We start from the raw sequence: 21,602 nt of genomic DNA on the forward strand, positions 1-21,602 counted from the left end.
CCAGCATCCAGGATTACCCTCTCAGAGACTAAAAGCATTGCAGTTTCTCGCGCAGGCGCTGAAAATAGCGCCTGTTTTTATTTCAGGCAATCGGGGTGAATGTGGCGCAGGCGGAAGTGTTGAATCTGGAGTCCGGAGCTAAGCAGGTTTTACAAGAAACCTTTGGCTACCAACAGTTTCGCCCTGGTCAGGAAGAGATTATCGACACCGTACTTTCCGGTCGCGATTGCCTGGTCGTCATGCCCACTGGTGGCGGAAAATCCCTTTGCTATCAAATTCCTGCCTTATTGCTAAACGGCCTTACCGTGGTTGTTTCCCCGCTGATTTCGTTGATGAAAGATCAGGTGGATCAACTGCAAGCCAACGGCGTGGCGGCGGCGTGCCTTAACTCGACGCAAACCCGCGAGCAGCAACTTGAAGTGATGACAGGCTGTCGTACCGGGCAAATTCGTCTGCTCTATATCGCCCCGGAACGCCTGATGCTGGATAACTTTCTTGAGCATCTGGCGCACTGGAATCCTGTCTTATTAGCCGTCGATGAAGCGCATTGTATCTCCCAATGGGGCCACGATTTCCGCCCGGAATATGCCGCGCTCGGTCAGCTGCGTCAGCGTTTTCCGACGCTGCCGTTTATGGCGCTAACCGCCACCGCCGACGACACCACGCGCCAGGATATTGTGCGCCTGCTGGGGCTGAACGATCCGCTAATTCAAATCAGCAGTTTTGACCGTCCGAATATTCGCTACATGCTGATGGAGAAGTTCAAACCGCTCGATCAGTTGATGCGTTACGTGCAGGAACAGCGGGGAAAGTCGGGCATTATCTACTGCAACAGTCGGGCGAAAGTAGAAGACACCGCCGCGCGTCTGCAAAGTAAAGGAATTAGCGCGGCGGCGTATCATGCCGGGCTGGAAAACGATGTTCGCGCCGATGTGCAGGAAAAATTTCAGCGCGATGACCTGCAAATTGTGGTGGCGACGGTGGCGTTTGGCATGGGCATCAACAAGCCGAACGTCCGCTTCGTGGTGCATTTTGATATCCCGCGCAATATCGAATCCTATTATCAGGAAACCGGTCGCGCCGGGCGTGATGGCCTGCCCGCGGAAGCGATGCTGTTTTACGATCCGGCTGATATGGCGTGGCTGCGCCGTTGCCTGGAAGAGAAACCGCAAGGGCAGTTGCAGGATATCGAGCGCCATAAACTCAATGCGATGGGCGCGTTTGCCGAAGCGCAAACTTGCCGTCGTCTGGTGTTGCTGAACTATTTTGGCGAAGGTCGTCAGGAACCATGTGGTAACTGCGATATCTGCCTCGATCCGCCGAAACAATACGATGGTTCAACCGATGCGCAGATTGCCCTTTCCACTATTGGTCGTGTGAATCAGCGGTTTGGTATGGGCTATGTGGTGGAAGTGATTCGCGGCGCCAATAACCAGCGTATCCGCGACTATGGTCATGACAAACTGAAAGTCTATGGCATGGGCCGTGATAAAAGTCATGAGCACTGGGTGAGCGTGATCCGCCAGCTGATTCACCTCGGCCTGGTGACGCAAAATATTGCCCAGCACTCCGCGTTACAACTGACAGAAGCCGCGCGCCCGGTACTGCGCGGCGAATCTTCTTTGCAACTCGCCGTGCCGCGTATTGTGGCGCTTAAACCGAAGGCAATGCAGAAATCGTTCGGCGGCAACTATGACCGTAAACTGTTCGCTAAATTACGCAAACTGCGTAAATCGATTGCCGATGAAAGCAATGTCCCGCCGTACGTGGTGTTTAACGACGCAACCTTGATTGAGATGGCGGAACAGATGCCAATCACTGCCAGCGAAATGTTGAGTGTTAACGGCGTTGGGATGCGCAAGTTGGAACGCTTTGGTAAACCGTTTATGACGCTTATCCGCGCGCATGTTGACGGCGATGACGAAGAGTAGTCAGCGGCATAAAAAAGTGCCAGGATGAACATTCCGTAAACGTTTCCCCCGCCGAGTCAATTGTATGTTGATGTTATTCCTCACCGTTGCCATGGTGCACATCGTGGCGCTTATGAGCCCCGGTCCCGATTTCTTTTTTGTCTCTCAGACCGCCGTTAGTCGTTCCCGTAAAGAAGCGATGATGGGTGTGCTGGGCATTACCTGCGGCGTAATGGTTTGGGCTGGGATTGCGCTGCTTGGCCTGCATCTGATTATCGAAAAAATGGCCTGGCTGCATACGCTGATTATGGTAGGTGGTGGCCTGTATCTCTGCTGGATGGGTTATCAGATGCTGCGTAGCGCACTGAAAAAAGAGGTTGTTTCTGCACCTGCGCCACAGGTAGAACTGGCGAAAAGTGGGCGCAGTTTCCTGAAAGGTTTACTGACCAATCTCGCCAATCCGAAAGCGATTATCTACTTTGGTTCGGTGTTCTCGCTGTTTGTCGGCGATAACGTCGGCACCACCGAGCGCTGGGGCATTTTCGCGCTGATTATTGTCGAAACGCTGGCATGGTTTACCGTCGTTGCCAGCCTGTTTGCCCTGCCGCAAATGCGCCGTGGCTATCAACGTCTGGCGAAGTGGATTGATGGTTTTGCCGGGGCGTTATTTGCTGGATTTGGCATTCATTTGATTATTTCGCGTTGATGCCAGACGCGTCATCAGAGTAAGTCGGATAAGGCGTTTACGCCGCATCCGACATTATTTTTCACGCATGCCTTGCCGATGCCAACAGCGCTCCCACCAGCATAAACAGCGAGCCGAAAATCTTATTCAATGCCTTCATTTGTTTCGGCCCTTTTATCCATAACGCGATTCGTTGGGCGAGCGTGGCGTAACCGATCATCACAATAATATCGACCACAATGGTGGTGACGCCGAGCACGATATACTGCATAACTTGCGGCTGCTGCGGCATGATGAATTGCGGAAATAGCGCTGCCAGAAACACAATACTTTTAGGATTGGTGAGATTCACAAACACGGCCCGTTGGTACAGATGACGCCGTGATTGGGTCGGGGTCAGCGATTTAAGGTCAATTGCACCAGCGGCGCGCCACTGCTGGATCCCCAGCCAAATCAGGTAAGCCGCGCCTGCCCACTTCAACACTTCAAACGCAATCACTGAGCGGGAAAACAGCGTCCCCAATCCCACGCCAACCAGCACAATATGAATCGCCAGCCCGGTTTGTAAACCAGCAATAGACGCCACTGCGCCACGATAACCGTGGTTAAGGGAAGTGGTCATGGTATTGATTGCGCCAGAGCCTGGCGACAAGCTTAAAATAATCGATGTCAGCAGGTAGGCAAACCACCATTCTAAAGTCATGATGAACTCCCGGTGTGTCTATTTTTGTGCCACAATACGCTACTGTTGCAGCGTTGTGTCAGGCACGCTTAAAAAAACGATTTTACGTGGTTTAAGAGGCAGATTACCCGATGTTTCAGCAGCAAAAAGACTGGGAAACAAGAGAAAAAGCGTTTGCTGCTTTTACCATGGGACCGCTGACTGATTTCTGGCGTCAGCGTGATGAAGCAGAGTTTGCTGGTGTGGATGACATTCCGGTGCGCTTTGTCCGTTTTCGCGCACAGCACCATGACCGGGTGGTAGTCATCTGCCCGGGGCGCATTGAGAGCTACGTAAAATATGCGGAACTGGCCTACGACCTGTTTCACCTGGGGTTTGACGTATTAATCATCGACCATCGCGGGCAAGGGCGTTCTGGTCGTCTGTTAGCCGATCCGCATCTCGGCCATGTTAATCGCTTTGATGATTATGTTGATGATCTGGCGGCGTTCTGGCAACAAGAGGTCCAGCCAGGTCCGTGGCGTAAACGCTATATACTGGCCCACTCGATGGGCGGCGCAATCTCCACTCTGTTCCTGCAACGCCATCCTGGCGTGTGCGATGCCATTGCACTGACCGCGCCAATGTTCGGCATTGTGATTCGCATGCCGTCATTTATGGCGCGGCAGATCCTAAACTGGGCCGAAGCGCACCCACGTTTTCGCGATGGCTATGCGATAGGCACCGGGCGCTGGCGCGCCTTGCCGTTTGCCATCAACGTGCTTACCCACAGCAGGCAGCGATATCGGCGCAATCTACGCTTCTATGCTGATGACCCAACAATTCGTGTCGGCGGGCCGACATACCATTGGGTACGTGAAAGTATTCTGGCCGGAGAACAGGTGTTAGCCGGAGCAGGTGATGACGCCACGCCAACGCTTCTCTTGCAGGCTGAAGAAGAGCGCGTGGTGGATAACCGCATGCACGACCGTTTTTGTGAACTTCGCGCCGCCGCGGGCCACCCTGTAGAAGGAGGTCGACCGTTGGTAATTAAAGGTGCGTACCACGAGATCCTTTTTGAAAAGGACGCAATGCGCTCAGTCGCGCTCCACGCCATCGTTGATTTTTTCAACAGGCATAACTCACCCAGCGGAAACCGCTCTACAGAGGTTTAAATTTCTTATGTACCAGGTTGTTGCGTCTGATTTAGATGGCACGTTACTTTCTCCCGACCATACGTTATCCCCTTACGCCAAAGAAACTCTGAAGCTGCTCACCGCGCGAGGCATCAACTTTGTGTTTGCGACTGGTCGCCACCACGTTGATGTGGGGCAAATACGCGATAATCTGGAGATTAAGTCTTACATGATTACCTCCAATGGCGCGCGCGTTCACGATCTGGATGGCAATCTGGTTTTTGCTCATAACCTGGATCGCGACATTGCCAGTGACCTGTTTGGCGTAGTCAACGACAATCCGGACATCATTACTAACGTTTATCGCGACGACGAATGGTTTATGAATCGCCACCGCCCGGAAGAGATGCGCTTTTTTAAAGAAGCGGTGTTCAAATATGCGCTATATGAGCCGGGGTTGCTGGAACCAGAAGGTGTCAGCAAAGTGTTCTTCACCAGTGATTCCCATGAAAAACTTCTGCCACTGGAGCAAGCGATTAACGCTCGCTGGGGCGATCGCGTCAATGTCAGTTTCTCTACCTTAACCTGCCTGGAAGTCATGGCTGGCGGCGTTTCAAAAGGCCATGCGCTGGAAGCGGTGGCGAAGAAACTGGGCTACAGCCTGAAGGATTGTATTGCGTTTGGTGACGGGATGAACGATGCCGAAATGCTGTCGATGGCGGGTAAGGGCTGCATTATGGGCAGCGCACACCAACGGCTGAAAGACCTGCATCCAGAGCTGGAAGTGATTGGTACTAACGCCGAAGACGCAGTGCCGCATTATCTGCGTAAGCTCTATTTATCGTAATCGTTCTTTATTTGGTCAGTTGTCAACCTGATACTTCGCTACAATGGATACTCGTTAATCAAAGAGTTTTCCATTGTGGCGCTACTTATCATCACCACGATTCTGTGGGCCTTCTCCTTTAGCTTTTATGGCGAGTACCTTGCGGGGCACGTCGATAGCTATTTTGCGGTGCTGGTGCGCGTTGGCCTGGCGGCACTCGTTTTTCTGCCGTTTCTGCGTACCCGTGGCAATAGCCTGAAAACGGTCGGCCTGTATATGCTGGTGGGCGCGATGCAGCTTGGCGTGATGTATATGCTGAGTTTCCGTGCTTATCTCTACCTGACGGTTTCCGAGTTGTTGTTATTTACCGTGCTGACGCCGCTCTACATCACGCTGATTTATGACATCATGAGTAAGCGCCGTCTGCGCTGGGGCTATGCCTTTAGCGCCTTGCTGGCGGTGATTGGTGCTGGGATTATTCGCTATGATCAGGTTACCGACCACTTCTGGACCGGCCTGTTGCTGGTGCAGCTCTCCAACATCACTTTCGCCATCGGCATGGTGGGTTACAAACGCCTGATGGAAACTCGCCCGATGCCACAGCATAACGCCTTTGCGTGGTTCTATCTCGGCGCGTTCCTGGTGGCGGTGATTGCATGGTTCTTGCTGGGAAATGCGCAGAAAATGCCGCAAACCTCGCTGCAATGGGGCATTCTGGTGTTTCTTGGCGTGGTGGCTTCCGGAATTGGCTACTTTATGTGGAACTACGGCGCGACGCAGGTGGACGCCGGAACGCTGGGTATTATGAATAATATGCACGTTCCGGCAGGGCTGCTGGTAAACCTGGCTATCTGGCACCAACAGCCGCACTGGCCAACATTTATTACAGGCGCGCTGGTGATCCTGGCCTCACTGTGGGTGCATCGTAAGTGGGTCGCTCCGCGCTCTTCACAAACGGCAGATGATCGCAGGCGTGATTGCGCGCTGAGCGAATAAACGCTTCCGTAATCGGCTGACGCTGCTCGCCATCGCGCACTGCGGCGTACAGTCGGCTCCACAAGCCTTCGCCCAGGGTTTTGGTGACCACCAGACCCTGGCGCTCAAAACTCTCTACTACCCAATGCGGCAGGGCGGCAATGCCCATCCGCGCGGCAACCATCTGAATCAGCAATAAGGTGTTATCGACGCTTTTCAGTGACGGGCTGACGCCTGCCGGCTGAAGAAAATGGCGCCAGACATCCAGTCGGCTACGCTGCACCGGATAAATCAACAGCGTCTCGCTGGCGAGATCTTCCGGCGTGATACGCGTTTTCGCCGCCAGTGGATGATCAGGTGCTAACACCAGGCGTACTTCATAATCGAACATTGGCGAATAATGCAGGCCACTGCGCGGCAGAATATCGGACGTCATCACCAGATCCAGCTCGCCCTGTTGCAACGCGGGCTGCGGGTCAAACGTTACTCCTGATTTAAAATCCATCTCCACCTGCGGCCAGTTCTTATGGAAATTTTCTAACGCAGGCGTCAGCCACTGAATACAGCTGTGGCACTCGATGGCGATGCGCAGGCGTGTCTGCTGCGGTTCATTACAGGCTTGCAGTGCCTGGCTGATTTGCGGTAGTACCTGGTTTGCCAGTTGTAGCAGGATTTCTCCCTGCGGTGTAAAGCGAAGCGGCTGGCTTTTACGCACAAATAGCCGGAAGCCAAGACGTTGTTCCAGATCGCTAAACTGGTGAGACAGGGCGGATTGCGTCTGATGCAACGTCGCCGCAGCGGCTGCGAGCGAGCCGCAGTTCCGCAACGCTTGTAGCGTTTTCAGGTGTTTTACTTCGATCATGAAAGTCCTTCACTTCGGCATGAATAATTTGCGCTTGAGGAATATACAGTAACTGGCAAATATGGATGTGTAAACATCTGGACGTCTAAATACTAAAAATTCCACAAGGGGCATATAATGACAATTCTTAATCACACCCTCGGTTTTCCTCGCGTTGGCCTGCGTCGCGAGCTGAAAAAAGCGCAAGAAAGTTATTGGGCGGGGAACTCCACGCGTGAAGAACTGCTGGCAGTAGGGCGTGAATTACGTGCTCGTCACTGGGATCAACAAAAGCAAGCGGGTATCGACCTGCTGCCGGTGGGCGATTTTGCCTGGTACGATCATGTTCTGACTACCAGTCTGCTGCTAGGTAATGTTCCGGCGCGTCATCAGAACAAAGAGGGTTCGGTAGATATCGACACCCTGTTCCGTATTGGTCGTGGACGTGCGCCGACTGGCGAACCTGCGGCGGCAGCGGAAATGACCAAATGGTTTAACACCAACTATCACTACATGGTGCCGGAGTTCGTAAAAGGCCAACAGTTCAAACTGACCTGGACGCAGCTGCTGGAGGAAGTGGACGAGGCGCTGGCGCTGGGCCACAAGGTGAAACCTGTGCTGCTGGGGCCGATTACCTACCTGTGGCTGGGTAAAGTGAAAGGTGAGCAATTTGACCGCCTGAGCCTGCTGAACGACATTCTGCCGGTTTATCAGCAAGTGCTGGCAGAACTGGCAAAACGCGGCATTGAGTGGGTACAGATCGACGAACCCGCGCTGGTACTGGAACTGCCGCAGGCGTGGCTGGATGCATACAAACCCGCTTACGACGCGCTCCAGGGCCAGGTGAAACTGCTGCTGACCACCTATTTTGAAGGCGTAACGCTAAACCTCGACACGATTACTGCGCTGCCTGTTCAGGGTCTGCATGTCGATCTCGTACATGGTAAAGATGACGTTGCTGAACTGCACAAGCGCCTGCCTTCTGACTGGCTGCTGTCTGCGGGTCTTATCAATGGTCGTAACGTCTGGCGCGCCGATCTTACCGAGAAATATGCGCAAATTAAGGACATTGTCGGCAAACGTGATTTGTGGGTGGCATCTTCCTGCTCACTGCTGCACAGCCCCATCGACCTGAGCGTGGAAACGCGTCTTGATGCAGAAGTGAAAAGCTGGTTTGCCTTCGCCCTACAAAAATGTCATGAACTGGCACTGCTGCGCGATGCGCTGAACAGTGGTGACACGGCAGCTCTGGCAGAGTGGAGCGCCCCGATTCAGGCGCGCCGCCACTCTACCCGTGTCCATAATCCGGCGGTAGAAAAGCGTCTGGCGGCGATCACCGCGCAGGACAGTCAGCGTGCGAATGTCTATGAAGTGCGTGCTGAAGCCCAGCGTGCGCGTTTTAAACTGCCCGCGTGGCCGACCACCACGATTGGTTCCTTCCCGCAAACCACGGAAATTCGTACCCTGCGTCTGGATTTCAAAAAGGGCAATCTTGACGCCAATAACTACCGCACGGGCATTGCGGAACATATCAAGCAGGCCATTGTTGAGCAGGAACGTTTGGGACTGGATGTGCTGGTACATGGCGAGGCCGAGCGTAACGACATGGTGGAATACTTTGGTGAGCACCTCGACGGTTTTGTCTTTACGCAAAACGGTTGGGTACAGAGTTACGGTTCCCGCTGCGTGAAGCCACCGATTGTTATTGGTGACGTTAGCCGCCCGGCACCGATCACCGTAGAGTGGGCGAAGTATGCACAATCGCTGACCGACAAACCGGTGAAAGGGATGCTGACTGGCCCGGTGACGATTCTCTGCTGGTCGTTCCCGCGTGAAGATGTCAGCCGTGAAACCATCGCCAAACAAATTGCGCTGGCGCTGCGTGATGAAGTGGCGGACCTGGAAGCCGCTGGAATTGGCATCATCCAGATTGATGAACCGGCACTGCGCGAAGGTTTACCGTTGCGTCGCAGCGACTGGGATGCCTATCTCCAGTGGGGCGTGGAGGCTTTCCGTATCAACGCCGCCGTGGCGAAAGATGACACACAAATCCACACTCACATGTGTTACTGCGAGTTCAACGACATCATGGATTCGATTGCGGCGCTGGATGCAGACGTCATCACCATCGAAACCTCGCGTTCCGACATGGAGTTGCTGGAGTCGTTCGAAGAGTTTGATTATCCGAATGAAATCGGTCCAGGCGTCTATGACATTCACTCGCCAAACGTACCGAGCGTAGAATGGATTGAAGCCTTGCTGAAGAAAGCGGCAAAACGCATTCCGGCAGAGCGCCTGTGGGTTAACCCGGACTGCGGCCTGAAAACACGCGGCTGGCCAGAAACCCGCGCCGCGCTGGCGAACATGGTACAGGCGGCGCAGAATTTGCGTCGGGGATAAATCCAAACCGGGTGGTAATACCACCCGGTCTTTTCTCATTACAGCGACTTCTTGCCACCATACTGCCTGAACCATTCCAGCATACGCTGCCAGCCGTCTTTTGCAGATTCTGCATGATAGCTCGGACGATAATCGGCGTTGAACGCATGCCCGGCATCCGGGTAAACGATAATCTCTGCTTTCGCGTTTGCTGCCCGCAGCGCCTGGCGCATCGTTTCCACGCTCTCCTGCGGAATGCTGTTATCCTGGCCGCCATATAAGCCGAGAACCGGAGCGTTAAGATCGGTTGCGATATCAACAGGTTGTTTCGGTGAATTCAGTGACTTATCGCCCGTCAGTTTGCCGTACCACGCCACTGCGGCTTTTAACTGTGGATTATGCGCGGCATACAGCCAGGCGATGCGTCCGCCCCAGCAAAATCCGGTGATCATTAAACGATGGACATCGCCACCGTTGCGTGACGCCCAACTGGCGACATGATCGAGATCGGCCAATACCTGTGAGTCAGGTACTTTTGCTACCAGACCACTTAGCAGCGTTGGGATATCGGCGAAATCATTCGGATCGCCTTCGCGGAAGTAAAGTTCAGGTGCGATAGCCAGATACCCCTCCAGCGCCAGACGGCGACAAATGTCGCGGATATGTTCATGCACGCCAAAAATTTCCTGCACTACAATGACCACTGGCAGTGGGCCATCGCTCTGCTTTGGGCGAGCATGGTAAGCAGGCATGTTATCCCCTTGCGAAGGGATAGAGGTGAACCCTGCCACAATCGCATCTTCCGGAGTCTGAACGATGGTTGAGGCGAGGGGCGATGCAGCAGGTGCAAATCCAGATTGTTGTGTTGTTGCCATGGTATTCTCCGTACCCTTATAAAAATTTTGCGCAATGTTAACTATAGTCAGCATGCAACAAATCACATTGCCTGAATCGGCTCATCTTTTATGCAACAACACACGGTAAAGAGTTATTTATGTGATTTAAATCACTTTTATCGGGTAAATGCATGCAACACATTTGCGTCATGGTGATGGGTGTCACGAAAAAATGTTAAATCCTTCGGTAAAGTGTCTTTTTGCTTCTTCTGACTAAACCGATTCACAGAGGAGTTGTATATGTCCAAGTCTGATGTTTTTCATCTCGGCCTCACTAAAAACGATTTACAAGGGGCTACGCTTGCCATCGTCCCTGGCGACCCGGATCGTGTGGAAAAGATCGCCGCGCTGATGGATAAGCCGGTTAAGCTGGCATCTCACCGCGAATTCACCACCTGGCGCGCAGAGCTGGATGGTAAACCTGTTATTGTCTGCTCTACCGGTATCGGCGGTCCGTCTACTTCTATTGCTGTTGAAGAGCTGGCACAGCTGGGCATTCGCACCTTCCTGCGTATCGGTACGACGGGTGCTATTCAGCCGCATATTAATGTTGGTGATGTATTGGTTACCACGGCGTCTGTTCGTCTGGATGGCGCGAGCCTGCACTTTGCTCCGCTGGAGTTCCCGGCTGTCGCTGATTTCGAATGTACTACTGCACTGGTAGAAGCCGCGAAATCCATTGGCGCGACCACCCACATTGGTGTGACTGCTTCTTCTGACACCTTCTACCCGGGCCAGGAACGTTATGACACATACTCTGGTCGCGTAGTCCGCCACTTTAAAGGTTCTATGGAAGAGTGGCAGGCGATGGGCGTGATGAACTATGAAATGGAATCTGCAACGTTGCTAACCATGTGCGCAAGCCAGGGCCTGCGTGCGGGTATGGTGGCGGGCGTTATCGTTAACCGCACCCAGCAAGAGATCCCGAATGCTGAGACGATGAAACAAACTGAAAGCCATGCGGTGAAAATCGTGGTGGAAGCGGCGCGTCGTCTGCTGAAATAAAAAAATGCTCCCCAACGTCGGGGAGCGATATCAATTACTGACGCCGTAAGCGCATAATTTTGCGGATTATTGGCGTCAGCAGCGTAAAGGCAGCCAGTATCAGCAATGCCAGAGTGATCGGTCGGGTATACAGAAAGTCGAGTGACCCACTAGAAAGCGACAGCGCGCGGCGAAAATTACTTTCCGCCATTGGCCCCATAATCAATGCCAGCACTACGGGTGATGCCGGATATCCTCCTTTCTGCATGAAATAGCCCACCACGCCTGCAATCAGCATAATGCCAACATCAAACAGGCTATTGTTCAACGCATAAGTCCCGACCACACAAAGTGCGAGGATCATCGGTGTGAGAATATTGCCGGGAATTTTCACCACATTACCGATGACTTTCAAAGAGAGCAGTCCAAGAACTAGTAGCATGAAGTAACAGAAGATCATGCCGACAAACAGTGTATAAACCATATCGCCGTGGTCGGTAAACATCAGCGGGCCTGGTTGCATTCCCTGTAACGTTAACGCGCCCAGCATGATGGCGGTTACCGCATCGCCAGGGATCCCCAGCGTCAGCATAGGTAACAATGCGCCACCGGTGCAGCCATTCGCGCCTGCCTCACAGGAGGCCACAGCTTTAATTTCACCCTTACCAAAGTTTTCTGGTGTCTTACTGAAACGACGAGTTTCGTTATAGGCAACAAAAGCTGCAATATCCGCCCCCGCACCGGGGATCATGCCGATAAAAACCCCTAATCCTGATGAGCGCAAAATGGTTAATGCGATGCGACGTAGCGTTTGCCAGGGCAGTAACAGACTGCCGATAGCCACCTTCGCGCCCTGACGAATTTGCTGGTTTTGCTCCATAGAGCGGAATGCTTCTGAAGCAGCAAATAAACCAATCATCACCGGGATAAATGGCACATTCATCAGCTCCACAAATCCACCTGTAAACCGTGGAAAACCGCCCATTGGATCAAGGCCTATCGTTGCGATCAGCAATCCGCCAACCCCGGCAATCAGCCCTTTAATCAACGACTCACCGGAAATACTGGCAATAATGCTCAGCCCGAAAGTTGCCAGGGCGAAGGACTCCGAGGCACTAAATTTCAGCGCCCAACTGGCAAGCACCGGAGAGAGAAACATCAGCACGATAATACTGATCGTTCCGCCACTAAAGGAAGAGAACGTGGCGGCACTCAACGCCAGCCCGGCTTTTCCCTGCTTCGTCAGCTCATAACCGTCAATGGCGGTGGCAGCGGCGGCAGGCGTTCCGGGAATTTTGAGCAAAATTGCGGTGATAGAGCCGCCATAGACGCCGCCAAAAAAAGACGCCGCAAATCATCAACAAGCCAGAAACAGGCTCCATGCCGTAGGTGAAAGGCAGTAAAATCGCCACCCCCATGGTCGCTGTTAAACCGGGCAGAGCGCCAATCACAATACCCAGCATCACCCCAAAAGTGGCAAACAGCAGCGCCTGAGGATTATTGAGTAATGTCGAAAAACCCTGAGTTAAAAGTTCACTTTCAAACATTGCTGGCCCCTGTTATTCGAAAAATGTGCCGACAGGCAATGGCACCTGTAACGCTTCGACAAACAGCAACCAGAGGATTGCCGTTAACAGCAGCGCAATACCCGGTGTGAGTACCCATCGCCTGTAGCCCATCAACGTCATAATGACGATGAGGAAAACAGGAGTAGTAATGAGATAACCGCAGTAGCTCATTGCCACAATATAAAATGCGGTTGCCGCAATTCCTGTTGCCGTTTTCCTGAATGCCGGTTTTTCCTGTGCGTTGGCGCAAGATTCTGCTTTTGCCTGCAAAAGATCGCGTATCACCAGCAAGACAGCGAGCACAATCAGGGCGCAGGCATAGAAGGTAGGGAAGGCACTTGCACCGGGATCTGTTTCAATGGCAGTTGCTGGAAAATCAGCGGCATTAATCATCACCGCGCCAGCAACCACACAAAGTAACAGCGCCACCACCACAGTGGATGAAAGGCGCTTGCGGTGCGGTACGGCGAGCTGAGCAACAGACTGTTTTGTGTTCATCGACCGTACCTCAGGTTTATTTTTTCAGGCCCAGGCGAGTCAGCAACTCGTCAAAGTACTTTTCCTGCTCGCTGATTTGGGTCTGGAAGCTGGCGCCATCAAGCCATGCATAGTTGAGATTCAACTTTTGCAGTGCATCCTGGAATGCAGGCTCTTCAGCCGTCTCTTTTGCTGCCTTCGCCAGAACATCCACCACATCCTGCGGCGTTTTTTGCGACACAATCAGACCGCGCCAGGTGCCAATGGAGAGATCAACGCCTTTCTCTTTTAACGTCGGGACGTCAGGCATGGTTTTCATTCGCTCATCCGCCATCACCACCAGTGTCTTCAGCTTGCCGCCTTTCACATGGTTGATAACTTCACCAGGGCTTACGGAAACCGCTTCAATGTGCCCGCCTAACAGGCCTGTAATGGCAGGGGCTGCGCCGTCATAGGGGACATGAGAAAACTTCGCGCCAGTTTTGTCTTCCAGTGCAGCCGCCGCCAGATGCCAGATAGCCCCGGTGCCTGAGTTACCAATGCGTACTTTTCCGGGATTCGCTTTGGCGTAAGTCATAAATTCTTCATAGCTATTCCACGGCGCATCGGCACGGACGGTGATAGCCGCCGGATCCGCATTCAGACGGGCGATGGGTTTGAAGTCGCTGGTTTTAAAACGCACCATTCCGAGGCTGGGAAGGGTGGTCAGTTCAACCGTGCCTAAACCGATTTTGTAACCGTTAGGGCGGGCAGCGGCGATTTCGCTCAGGCCAATAGCGCCGCCACCGCCAGGTTTATTGATAACCCCGATGCTGACGGGTAAATGGTTTTTGGCGGCATCAGCAAAGGCTCGGGCAACCAGATCCGTACCGCCTCCGGCAGCGTAGGGTACGACTAACTCGATCTGTTTGGTTGGGTAGGAAGCCGCCTGTACGGGTGCAGTGCTGAGGGCAGCGCCTGCAAGAAGTACCATCGCAGCCATTTTTTTCGGTAAGGTAAGATGTTTTATCATTGGTTTTATATCCTTATTTATCAGTTATTTATTATTTAAATTGTTCCATGCGTTCATAAACAGCACTGCATTTTCATAGACCTGCTCTGGCGTCATGCCGGGGCGATATAGCGCAGAACCGAGGCCGAAGCCGTTTGCGCCGTGGCTCAGATAACGCGCCATTGTTTCCGGTGTAATACCGCCAACCGGTAACATCGGAACGGATTGCGGAATAACCGCACGCCAGGCTTTGGTGACTTCTGGTGTAATTTGTTCGGCCGGAAACAGCTTGATTGCATTGGCGCCATGTTCAATGGCAGCAAAGGCTTCGGTGGGCGTAGCGACGCCAGGCGCGCAATACATACCCAGCGCACGGGCGCGACGGATCACCGCAGTATCGCAATGCGGCATCACAATTATCTGGCCCCCTGCCTCTTTAACCGCGACTACCTGCTCTACCGAAAGCACGGTACCGGCCCCGACCAGGCAGTCCTTAGGCAGGGCGTCGCGCAGTAGACTGATACTTTGCAACGGCTCCGGCGAGTTCATGGGAATCTCAATCAGGCGGAATCCGGCGGCGTACAGCTTTTCACCGATGGCGACAATCTCATCCGGTTTCACGCCGCGTAAAATGGCGACTAACCCGGTTTTTTGCAAAAGAGTATTAAATGGCATGAGTACATTCCCTGGCGTTGGTGGAGAGTAACCCGGCAGCGTGGGCGATTCGCCATAATCCCTGTTCAGTGGCATTAGGAATTGCGTGAAGCTGTCTGTCGGGAAAAACGTGGCTGAACGCCCGTGAATAGCGGCTGTTCAGGGTGGAGCTACCGATTAAGGCGATCGGCGTTGTGGCAGGTAAATCACGCAGCAAGCTGGATGCCAGACCACATAATTCATGGCCTATCAGTAATCCGGAAAGATAATCGCCCTGTGAGGACGGCGTAAGATTATCGGTCAGTAAGCGCGAACGGGTCGAAAACAGCGTCGATAATAATCCGGTCTGATGATGCTCCAGTGCCGCTGTCAATCCTTGGGCAAAGGCATCCCAGTGCGGTTCATCTCCCGGACGCATGGTGGCGCCAAGAATAGAATGGCGGGATAAAACATCAAATAACTCGCCCGTCATAAAGGTTCGGAAATCGGTAATGGTGTTGTTTTCAACCACCGCCCATTTCGCATGAGTGCCAGGTAAGCCAATTAGCACCGGCACACCCTTACGGATTGCGTCTTGCAGGGTAGGTTCCATTGTGATGGCACCGAAGATTTGTGTCTCTTCGCCACGCATCACTTCGGGCATTTCACCTTCTTTAATCACGCCGGGAATGATGTGCAGCATTGTCTGCTGTTGGTGGATAACCGGCGTCAGTTGCTTCGCCAGTCCATCGAGAGTGACCGGGCAAGGTAAATAAGCTGCTGGTTGCCACCCTTGCGCACTGCCGATCATGCCGCAAGCCAGAACCGGGCATGAGGTTTGTGCCAGCCAGTCGCCACAGATACGCAAAAATGTATCGTGGAAAGCGTCCTCACGTGTTGCTGCCTGGGAGGGTAATTTCATGATTCCCCAAGGGAATTCACGTTTTTCTTGTGGATCTGGTGAGTCACCAAAACGCCATGCCCGAAGCGATGACGTTCCCCAGTCCAGGGCAATAAATGAGGTATTTCCCGACATTAGCCGTTTCCTTTAATCATGGTTTAATTATCTTTGCGGACATGCTTACCCCAGCCCAGTTCAGCGGAGATCTCTTCTGCACAGGATTTGACGTAAGGTGCCAGTTCTTCCAGGCGCGCCAGCGACATATACGTGGTGGTACTGGCGACAGAAATGGCCGCCACAATTTCATTCCGGGCGTTGTAAATCGGCGCTGCAATGCAACGGATAGTGGGCTCGTTCTCTTCCAGATCAAAAGCAAAACCACTGGCGGCATAACGGCGCATGTTTTGTATAAATGCGCCCAGTTTTGTTTCATCACCACAAGTCAAAAATAGTGTGCGCCACTCTTCTTCTGTTCGGTTGAGGATCAACGCCTTACCGATTCCCGTAATTGCCAGAGGCATGCGATGCCCAGGACGTGAGCGCATCTCCAGCCCGCGCTGACCGTTGATCTTCTCCAGATACAGCACTTCGTCGCTTTCAACGATACCCAGATGCACGGTGTCCAGGGTGTAACGGGCCAGACGCTGCAAAACGGGCTGTGCAACTTCATACAATGAAGTGCTTTCCAGAGCTCTGGCACCGAGTTCGATCAGTTTGGCGCCCAGTTGGTAGCCCTGAGTTGGGACATGGCGCAGATAGCGTTGCTCCACCAAAACAGAGACTAAACGATGGGTTGTACTCCGCGTCGTGCCGGTGAACTCGCCGATACTTTTCAGGTCATGGCAACCGTTATAAACAGCATTAATAACCGCCAGTCCGCGTAATAACGTTTGTGCGCCAGCGGTGGTTGAAGAGGTTTCTGCCATAGGTGTCTCCTGATGATATTGCCGAGTGTTTCACAGAATAAAGTGGGGAAAAGGTGATGCGTCCCACAATATAAACTTAGTCTCATATTGTGGGATAAAATAAGCAAAATAAACGATCGTTTTGCGTAGCGCCTCGCAGGAAATACCTTTCAAACTGGACGTTTGTACAGCACAATTCTATTTTGTGCGGGTAAGTTGTTGCGTCAGGAGGCTTTGTGGATTTCTCAATCATTGTTTATGCCATTATTGCGCTGGTCAGTGTGGCCATCGGTTGGCTGTTTGCCAGTTATCAACATGCGCAGCAAAAAGCCGAGCAATTAGCTGAACGTGAAGAGATGGTCGCGGAGTTAAGTGCGGCAAAACAACAAATTACCCAAAGTGAGCACTGGCGTGCAGAGTGTGAATTGCTCAATAACGAAGTGCGTAGTCTGCAAAGTATTAACACCTCGCTGGAGGCAGATCTGCGTGAAGTAACCACGCGGATGGAAGCTGCACAGCAACATGCTGACGATAAAATTCGCCAGATGATTAACAGCGAGCAGCGTTTGAGCGAGCAGTTTGAAAACCTCGCCAACCGTATTTTTGAGCACAGTAATCGCCGTGTAGATGAACAAAATCGCCAGAGTCTGAACAACCTGCTATCGCCGCTGCGTGAACAACTGGATGGTTTTCGCCGACAGGTACAGGACAGCTTTGGTAAAGAAGCACAAGAACGCCATACCCTGACCCACGAAATTCGTAATCTACAGCAACTCAACGCGCAAATGGCCCAGGAAGCGATCAACCTGACGCGCGCGCTGAAAGGTGATAACAAAACCCAGGGGAACTGGGGCGAAGTGGTACTGACGCGGGTGCTGGAGGCTTCCGGACTGCGTGAAGGGTATGAATACGAAACCCAGGTAAGCATTGAAAATGACGCTCGCTCGCGGATGCAGCCGGATGTCATCGTGCGGCTACCGCAGGGGAAAGATGTGGTGATCGATGCAAAAATGACGCTGGTCGCCTATGAACGCTACTTCAACGCGGAAGACGACTACACACGTGAAAGCGCATTGCAGGAGCATATTGCTTCGGTACGTAATCACATCCGCTTGCTTGGGCGCAAAGACTATCAACAGCTGCCGGGGCTACGAACGCTGGATTATGTGCTGATGTTTATTCCCGTTGAGCCAGCGTTTTTACTGGCGCTTGATCGCCAGCCAGAGCTGATCACCGAAGCGTTAAAGAACAACATCATGCTGGTTAGCCCCACCACACTGCTGGTGGCGTTGCGTACTATCGCCAACCTGTGGCGTTATGAGCATCAAAGCCGTAACGCCCAGCAGATCGCCGATCGTGCCAGCAAGCTGTACGACAAGATGCGTCTGTTTATTGATGATATGTCCGCGATTGGTCAAAGTCTGGACAAAGCGCAGGATAACTATCGCCAGGCGATGAAAAAACTCTCTTCAGGTCGCGGAAATGTGCTGGCGCAGGCAGAAGCGTTTCGCGGTTTAGGGGTAGAAATTAAACGCGAGATTAATCCGGACTTGGCTGAACAGGCGGTGAGCCAGGATGAAGAGTATCGACTGCGGTCGGTTCCGGGGCAGCCGAATGATGAAGCTTATCAACGCGATGATGAATATAATCAGCAGTCGCGCTAGCCCATTAGGGGTAGTTAAGCCGGGTAGAAATCTAGGGCATCGACGCCCAATCTGTTACACTTCTGGAACAATTTTTTGATGAGCAGGCATTGAGATGGTGGATAAGTCACAAGAAACGACGCACTTTGGTTTTCAGACCGTCGCGAAAGAACAAAAAGCGGATATGGTCGCCCACGTTTTCCATTCCGTGGCATCGAAATACGATGTCATGAATGATTTGATGTCATTTGGTATTCATCGTTTGTGGAAGCGATTCACGATTGATTGCAGCGGCGTACGCCGTGGGCAGACCGTGCTGGATCTGGCTGGCGGCACCGGCGACCTGACGGCAAAATTCTCCCGCCTGGTCGGTGAGACTGGCAAAGTGGTCCTCGCCGATATCAATGAATCCATGCTCAAAATGGGCCGCGAGAAGTTGCGTAATATCGGTGTGATTGGCAACGTTGAGTATGTTCAGGCGAACGCAGAGGCGCTGCCGTTCCCGGATAACACCTTTGATTGCATCACCATTTCGTTTGGTCTGCGTAACGTTACCGACAAAGATAAAGCACTGCGTTCGATGTATCGCGTGCTGAAACCGGGCGGCCGCCTGCTGGTGCTTGAGTTCTCGAAGCCGATTATCGAACCGTTAAGCAAAGCCTATGACGCTTACTCCTTCCATGTGCTGCCACGTATTGGTTCGCTGGTGGCGAACGATGCCGACAGCTACCGCTATCTGGCCGAATCCATCCGTATGCATCCCGATCAGGATACGCTGAAGGCCATGATGCAGGATGCCGGATTCGAAAGTGTCGATTATTACAACCTGACGGCTGGCGTTGTGGCGCTGCATCGTGGTTATAAATTCTGACAGGAGTACGATTATGCCTTTTAAACCTTTAGTGACGGCAGGAATTGAAAGTCTGCTCAACACTTTCCTGTATCGCTCACCCGCGCTGAAAACAGCCCGCTCGCGTCTGCTGGGTAAAGTATTGCGCGTGGAGGTAAAAGGCTTTTCGACGTCGCTAATTCTGGTGTTTAGTGAACGCCAGGTCGATGTGCTGGGCGAATGGTCTGGCGATGCTGATTGCACCGTTATCGCCTACGCCAGCGTGTTGCCGAAACTTCGTGACCGCCAGCAGCTTGCCGCACTAATTCGTAGCGGTGAGCTGGAAGTGCAGGGCGATATTCAGGTGGTACAGAATTTCGTTGCGCTGGCAGATCTGGCAGAGTTCGACCCTGCGGAACTGCTGGCCCCTTATACCGGTGATATCGCCGCTGAAGGAATCAGCAAAGCCCTGCGCGGCGGTGCGAAATTCCTGCATCATGGTATTAAACGCCAGCAACGTTACGTGGCAGAAGCTATCACCGAAGAGTGGCGTATGGCGCCTGGTCCGCTTGAAGTGGCCTGGTTTGCGGAAGAGACGGCTGCCGTCGAGCGTGCTGTTGATGCCCTGACCAAACGGCTGGAAAAACTGGAGGCTAAATGACGCCAGGTGAAGTACGGCGCCTATATTTCATCATTCGCACCTTTCTAAGCTACGGACTTGATGAACTGATCCCCAACATGCGTATCACCCTGCCGCTGCGGCTATGGCGATACACGCTCTTCTGGATGCCGAACCGGCACAAAGACAAACCATTAGGTGAGCGACTACGACTGGCGCTGCAAGAATTGGGTCCGGTATGGATCAAGTTTGGGCAGATGTTGTCTACCCGTCGCGACCTTTTCCCACCGCATATTGCCGATCAGCTGGCGTTATTGCAGGACAAAGTCGCACCGTTTGATGGCAGACTGGCAAAGCAGCAGATTGAAGCTGCAATGGGCGGCTTGCCGGTGGAGGCGTGGTTTGACGATTTTGAAATCGAGCCGCTGGCGTCGGCCTCTATCGCCCAGGTTCATACCGCGCGATTGAAATCGAATGGCAAAGATGTGGTAATTAAAGTCATCCGTCCGGACATTTTGCCGGTGATTAAAGCGGATCTGAAACTCATCTACCGCCTGGCTCGCTGGGTGCCGCGTTTGCTGCCGGATGGCCGCCGTCTGCGCCCAACTGAAGTAGTGCGCGAGTACGAAAAGACCTTGATTGATGAACTGAATTTGCTGCGGGAATCTGCCAACGCCATTCAGTTACGACGCAATTTTGAAGACAGCCCGATGCTCTACATCCCGGAAGTTTACCCTGACTATTGCAGCGAGGGGATGATGGTGATGGAGCGCATTTACGGCATTCCCGTTTCTGATGTTGCGGCGCTGGAGAAAAACGGCACTAACATGAAATTGCTGGCGGAACGCGGTGTGCAGGTGTTCTTCACCCAGGTTTTCCGTGACAGCTTTTTCCATGCCGATATGCATCCAGGCAACATCTTCGTAAGCTATGAACACCCGGAAAACCCGAAATATATCGGCATTGATTGCGGGATAGTCGGCTCGCTAAACAAGGAAGATAAACGTTATCTGGCGGAAAACTTTATCGCCTTCTTTAACCGCGACTATCGCAAAGTGGCAGAGCTGCATGTCGATTCAGGCTGGGTACCGCCAGATACCAACGTTGAAGAGTTCGAATTTGCCATTCGTACCGTTTGCGAACCTATCTTTGAGAAACCGCTGGCCGAAATTTCGTTTGGACATGTGCTGTTAAATCTGTTTAATACGGCGCGTCGCTTCAATATGGAAGTGCAGCCGCAACTGGTGTTACTTCAGAAAACCTTGCTCTATATCGAAGGGGTAGGACGGCAGCTTTATCCGCAGCTCGATTTATGGAAAACTGCAAAACCTTTCCTTGAATCGTGGATTAAAGATCAGGTCGGTATTCCCGCGCTGGTGAGAGCATTTAAGGAAAAAGCGCCGTTCTGGATCGAAAAAAATGCCAGAACTGCCTGAATTGGTTTATGACAGTTTGCGCCAGGGCAAGTATTTACAGCATAGTGTTGATAAGATTGCGCGCGAGTTACAGTCGAATCATGTGCGTCAGGGACAATCTCGTTATTTATTGGGGATTGGTGCGACGTTAGTATTAAGCGGCACATTCTTGTTGGTCAGCCGACCGGAATGGGGGCTGATGCCCGGCTGGTTAATGGCGGCCGGTCTGATCGCCTGGTTTGTCGGTTGGTGCAAAACACGCTGATTTTTTCATCGCTCAAGGCGGGCCGTGTAACGTATAATGCGGCCTTGTTTAATCATCATCTAC

At 52.7% G+C, this 21,602-nt stretch carries 18 protein-coding genes and 2 pseudogenes; 11 read left to right on the top strand and 9 right to left on the bottom strand.

The features are described 5' to 3' along the window. Positions 1 to 101: 101 nt before the first annotated feature. The gene (gene recQ, locus CRI63_RS17905; RefSeq protein ID WP_130209494.1) at positions 102 to 1,931 is read left to right on the top strand and encodes an ATP-dependent DNA helicase RecQ; all 1,830 of its coding nucleotides are present in this window, start codon (positions 102 to 104) and stop codon (positions 1,929 to 1,931) included. A gap of 64 nt (positions 1,932 to 1,995) precedes the next feature. Beyond that, a complete protein-coding gene (rhtC, locus tag CRI63_RS17910) occupies positions 1,996 to 2,616 on the top strand; it encodes a threonine export protein RhtC (RefSeq protein ID WP_000928845.1) in 621 nt (206 codons plus the stop codon). Positions 2,617 to 2,677: 61 nt separating this feature from the next. Here the strand turns inward: rhtC and rhtB are convergent, their stop codons facing one another. Beyond that, positions 2,678 to 3,298: a homoserine/homoserine lactone efflux protein gene (rhtB, locus tag CRI63_RS17915; RefSeq protein WP_130219502.1), complete on the bottom strand. Its 621-nt coding sequence runs from the start codon at positions 3,296 to 3,298 to the stop codon at positions 2,678 to 2,680. Positions 3,299 to 3,408: 110 nt separating this feature from the next. On the opposite strand from rhtB, the gene pldB reads away from it, so the two are divergent. From pldB to bioP, 3 genes are all read left to right on the top strand, one after another. Beyond that, positions 3,409 to 4,431 carry a lysophospholipase L2 gene (gene pldB / locus CRI63_RS17920; RefSeq protein ID WP_130219500.1) on the top strand — a complete coding sequence of 341 codons (1,023 nt, stop codon included), beginning with the start codon at positions 3,409 to 3,411 and terminating at the stop codon, positions 4,429 to 4,431. Between the two features lie 7 nt (positions 4,432 to 4,438). Next, the gene (yigL, locus tag CRI63_RS17925; protein ID WP_135520282.1) at positions 4,439 to 5,239 is read left to right on the top strand and encodes a sugar/pyridoxal phosphate phosphatase YigL; all 801 of its coding nucleotides are present in this window, start codon (positions 4,439 to 4,441) and stop codon (positions 5,237 to 5,239) included. Positions 5,240 to 5,314: 75 nt separating this feature from the next. Beyond that, positions 5,315 to 6,214: a biotin transporter gene (gene bioP, locus CRI63_RS17930; protein WP_001196233.1), complete on the top strand. Its 900-nt coding sequence runs from the start codon at positions 5,315 to 5,317 to the stop codon at positions 6,212 to 6,214. Here the strand turns inward: bioP and metR are convergent. Then, positions 6,102 to 7,055: an HTH-type transcriptional regulator MetR gene (gene metR, locus CRI63_RS17935; protein ID WP_000573618.1), complete on the bottom strand. Its 954-nt coding sequence runs from the start codon at positions 7,053 to 7,055 to the stop codon at positions 6,102 to 6,104. The two genes, bioP and metR, sit on opposite strands and share 113 nt — an antisense overlap. A gap of 117 nt (positions 7,056 to 7,172) precedes the next feature. Here metR and metE point away from each other — a divergent pair, with 117 nt between their 5' ends. Further along, a complete protein-coding gene (gene metE, locus CRI63_RS17940; RefSeq protein ID WP_135520284.1) occupies positions 7,173 to 9,434 on the top strand; it encodes a 5-methyltetrahydropteroyltriglutamate--homocysteine S-methyltransferase in 2,262 nt (753 codons plus the stop codon). 38 nt (positions 9,435 to 9,472) lie between these two features. Here the strand turns inward: metE and CRI63_RS17945 are convergent, their stop codons facing one another. Beyond that, positions 9,473 to 10,288, bottom strand: coding sequence for a dienelactone hydrolase family protein (locus tag CRI63_RS17945; RefSeq protein ID WP_135403511.1), 816 nt, complete (start codon positions 10,286 to 10,288; stop codon positions 9,473 to 9,475). Positions 10,289 to 10,549: 261 nt separating this feature from the next. On the opposite strand from CRI63_RS17945, the gene udp reads away from it, so the two are divergent. After that, on the top strand, positions 10,550 to 11,314 hold the full coding sequence (gene udp / locus CRI63_RS17950) for a uridine phosphorylase (protein ID WP_130209452.1): 765 nt from the start codon (positions 10,550 to 10,552) through the stop codon (positions 11,312 to 11,314). A 34-nt stretch (positions 11,315 to 11,348) separates the two neighbouring features. Here udp and CRI63_RS17955 read toward each other — a convergent pair. The 6 genes and pseudogenes from CRI63_RS17955 to CRI63_RS17980 form a co-directional block, all read right to left on the bottom strand. Beyond that, a pseudogene (locus CRI63_RS17955) lies at positions 11,349 to 12,840 on the bottom strand (tripartite tricarboxylate transporter permease). Between the two features lie 12 nt (positions 12,841 to 12,852). Next, positions 12,853 to 13,359 carry a tripartite tricarboxylate transporter TctB family protein gene (locus tag CRI63_RS17960; protein WP_130223359.1) on the bottom strand — a complete coding sequence of 169 codons (507 nt, stop codon included), beginning with the start codon at positions 13,357 to 13,359 and terminating at the stop codon, positions 12,853 to 12,855. A gap of 16 nt (positions 13,360 to 13,375) precedes the next feature. Beyond that, on the bottom strand, positions 13,376 to 14,350 hold the full coding sequence (locus tag CRI63_RS17965) for a tripartite tricarboxylate transporter substrate binding protein (RefSeq protein WP_135488505.1): 975 nt from the start codon (positions 14,348 to 14,350) through the stop codon (positions 13,376 to 13,378). Positions 14,351 to 14,374: 24 nt separating this feature from the next. Continuing rightward, positions 14,375 to 15,004 carry a 2-dehydro-3-deoxy-6-phosphogalactonate aldolase gene (locus CRI63_RS17970; RefSeq protein WP_130209460.1) on the bottom strand — a complete coding sequence of 210 codons (630 nt, stop codon included), beginning with the start codon at positions 15,002 to 15,004 and terminating at the stop codon, positions 14,375 to 14,377. Continuing rightward, positions 14,994 to 15,998, bottom strand: coding sequence for a 2-dehydro-3-deoxygalactonokinase (locus CRI63_RS17975; protein WP_135520286.1), 1,005 nt, complete (start codon positions 15,996 to 15,998; stop codon positions 14,994 to 14,996). The genes CRI63_RS17970 and CRI63_RS17975 overlap by 11 nt, the downstream gene beginning before the upstream one ends. Positions 15,999 to 16,021: 23 nt before the next feature. After that, on the bottom strand, positions 16,022 to 16,789 hold the full coding sequence (locus CRI63_RS17980) for an IclR family transcriptional regulator (RefSeq protein ID WP_135520288.1): 768 nt from the start codon (positions 16,787 to 16,789) through the stop codon (positions 16,022 to 16,024). Between the two features lie 215 nt (positions 16,790 to 17,004). On the opposite strand from CRI63_RS17980, the gene rmuC reads away from it, so the two are divergent. The 4 genes and pseudogenes from rmuC to ubiB all read left to right on the top strand — a co-directional run bounded on the left by rmuC (position 17,005) and on the right by ubiB (position 21,539). Further along, positions 17,005 to 18,432 carry a DNA recombination protein RmuC gene (gene rmuC / locus CRI63_RS17985; protein ID WP_130219483.1) on the top strand — a complete coding sequence of 476 codons (1,428 nt, stop codon included), beginning with the start codon at positions 17,005 to 17,007 and terminating at the stop codon, positions 18,430 to 18,432. Between the two features lie 94 nt (positions 18,433 to 18,526). Further along, positions 18,527 to 19,282, top strand: a complete 756-nt coding sequence (gene ubiE, locus CRI63_RS17990) for a bifunctional demethylmenaquinone methyltransferase/2-methoxy-6-polyprenyl-1,4-benzoquinol methylase UbiE (protein ID WP_000227958.1) — start codon at positions 18,527 to 18,529, stop codon at positions 19,280 to 19,282. Positions 19,283 to 19,295: 13 nt separating this feature from the next. Next, positions 19,296 to 19,901 carry a ubiquinone biosynthesis protein UbiJ gene (gene ubiJ, locus CRI63_RS17995; RefSeq protein ID WP_130223349.1) on the top strand — a complete coding sequence of 202 codons (606 nt, stop codon included), beginning with the start codon at positions 19,296 to 19,298 and terminating at the stop codon, positions 19,899 to 19,901. Continuing rightward, positions 19,898 to 21,539 (top strand): annotated as a pseudogene (gene ubiB, locus CRI63_RS18000) (ubiquinone biosynthesis regulatory protein kinase UbiB). The gene ubiJ and the pseudogene ubiB overlap by 4 nt, the downstream one beginning before the upstream one ends. Positions 21,540 to 21,602 lie beyond the last annotated feature (63 nt).

Source organism: Escherichia sp. E2661 (assembly GCF_004745185.1).
Lineage (GTDB): Bacteria > Pseudomonadota > Gammaproteobacteria > Enterobacterales > Enterobacteriaceae > Escherichia.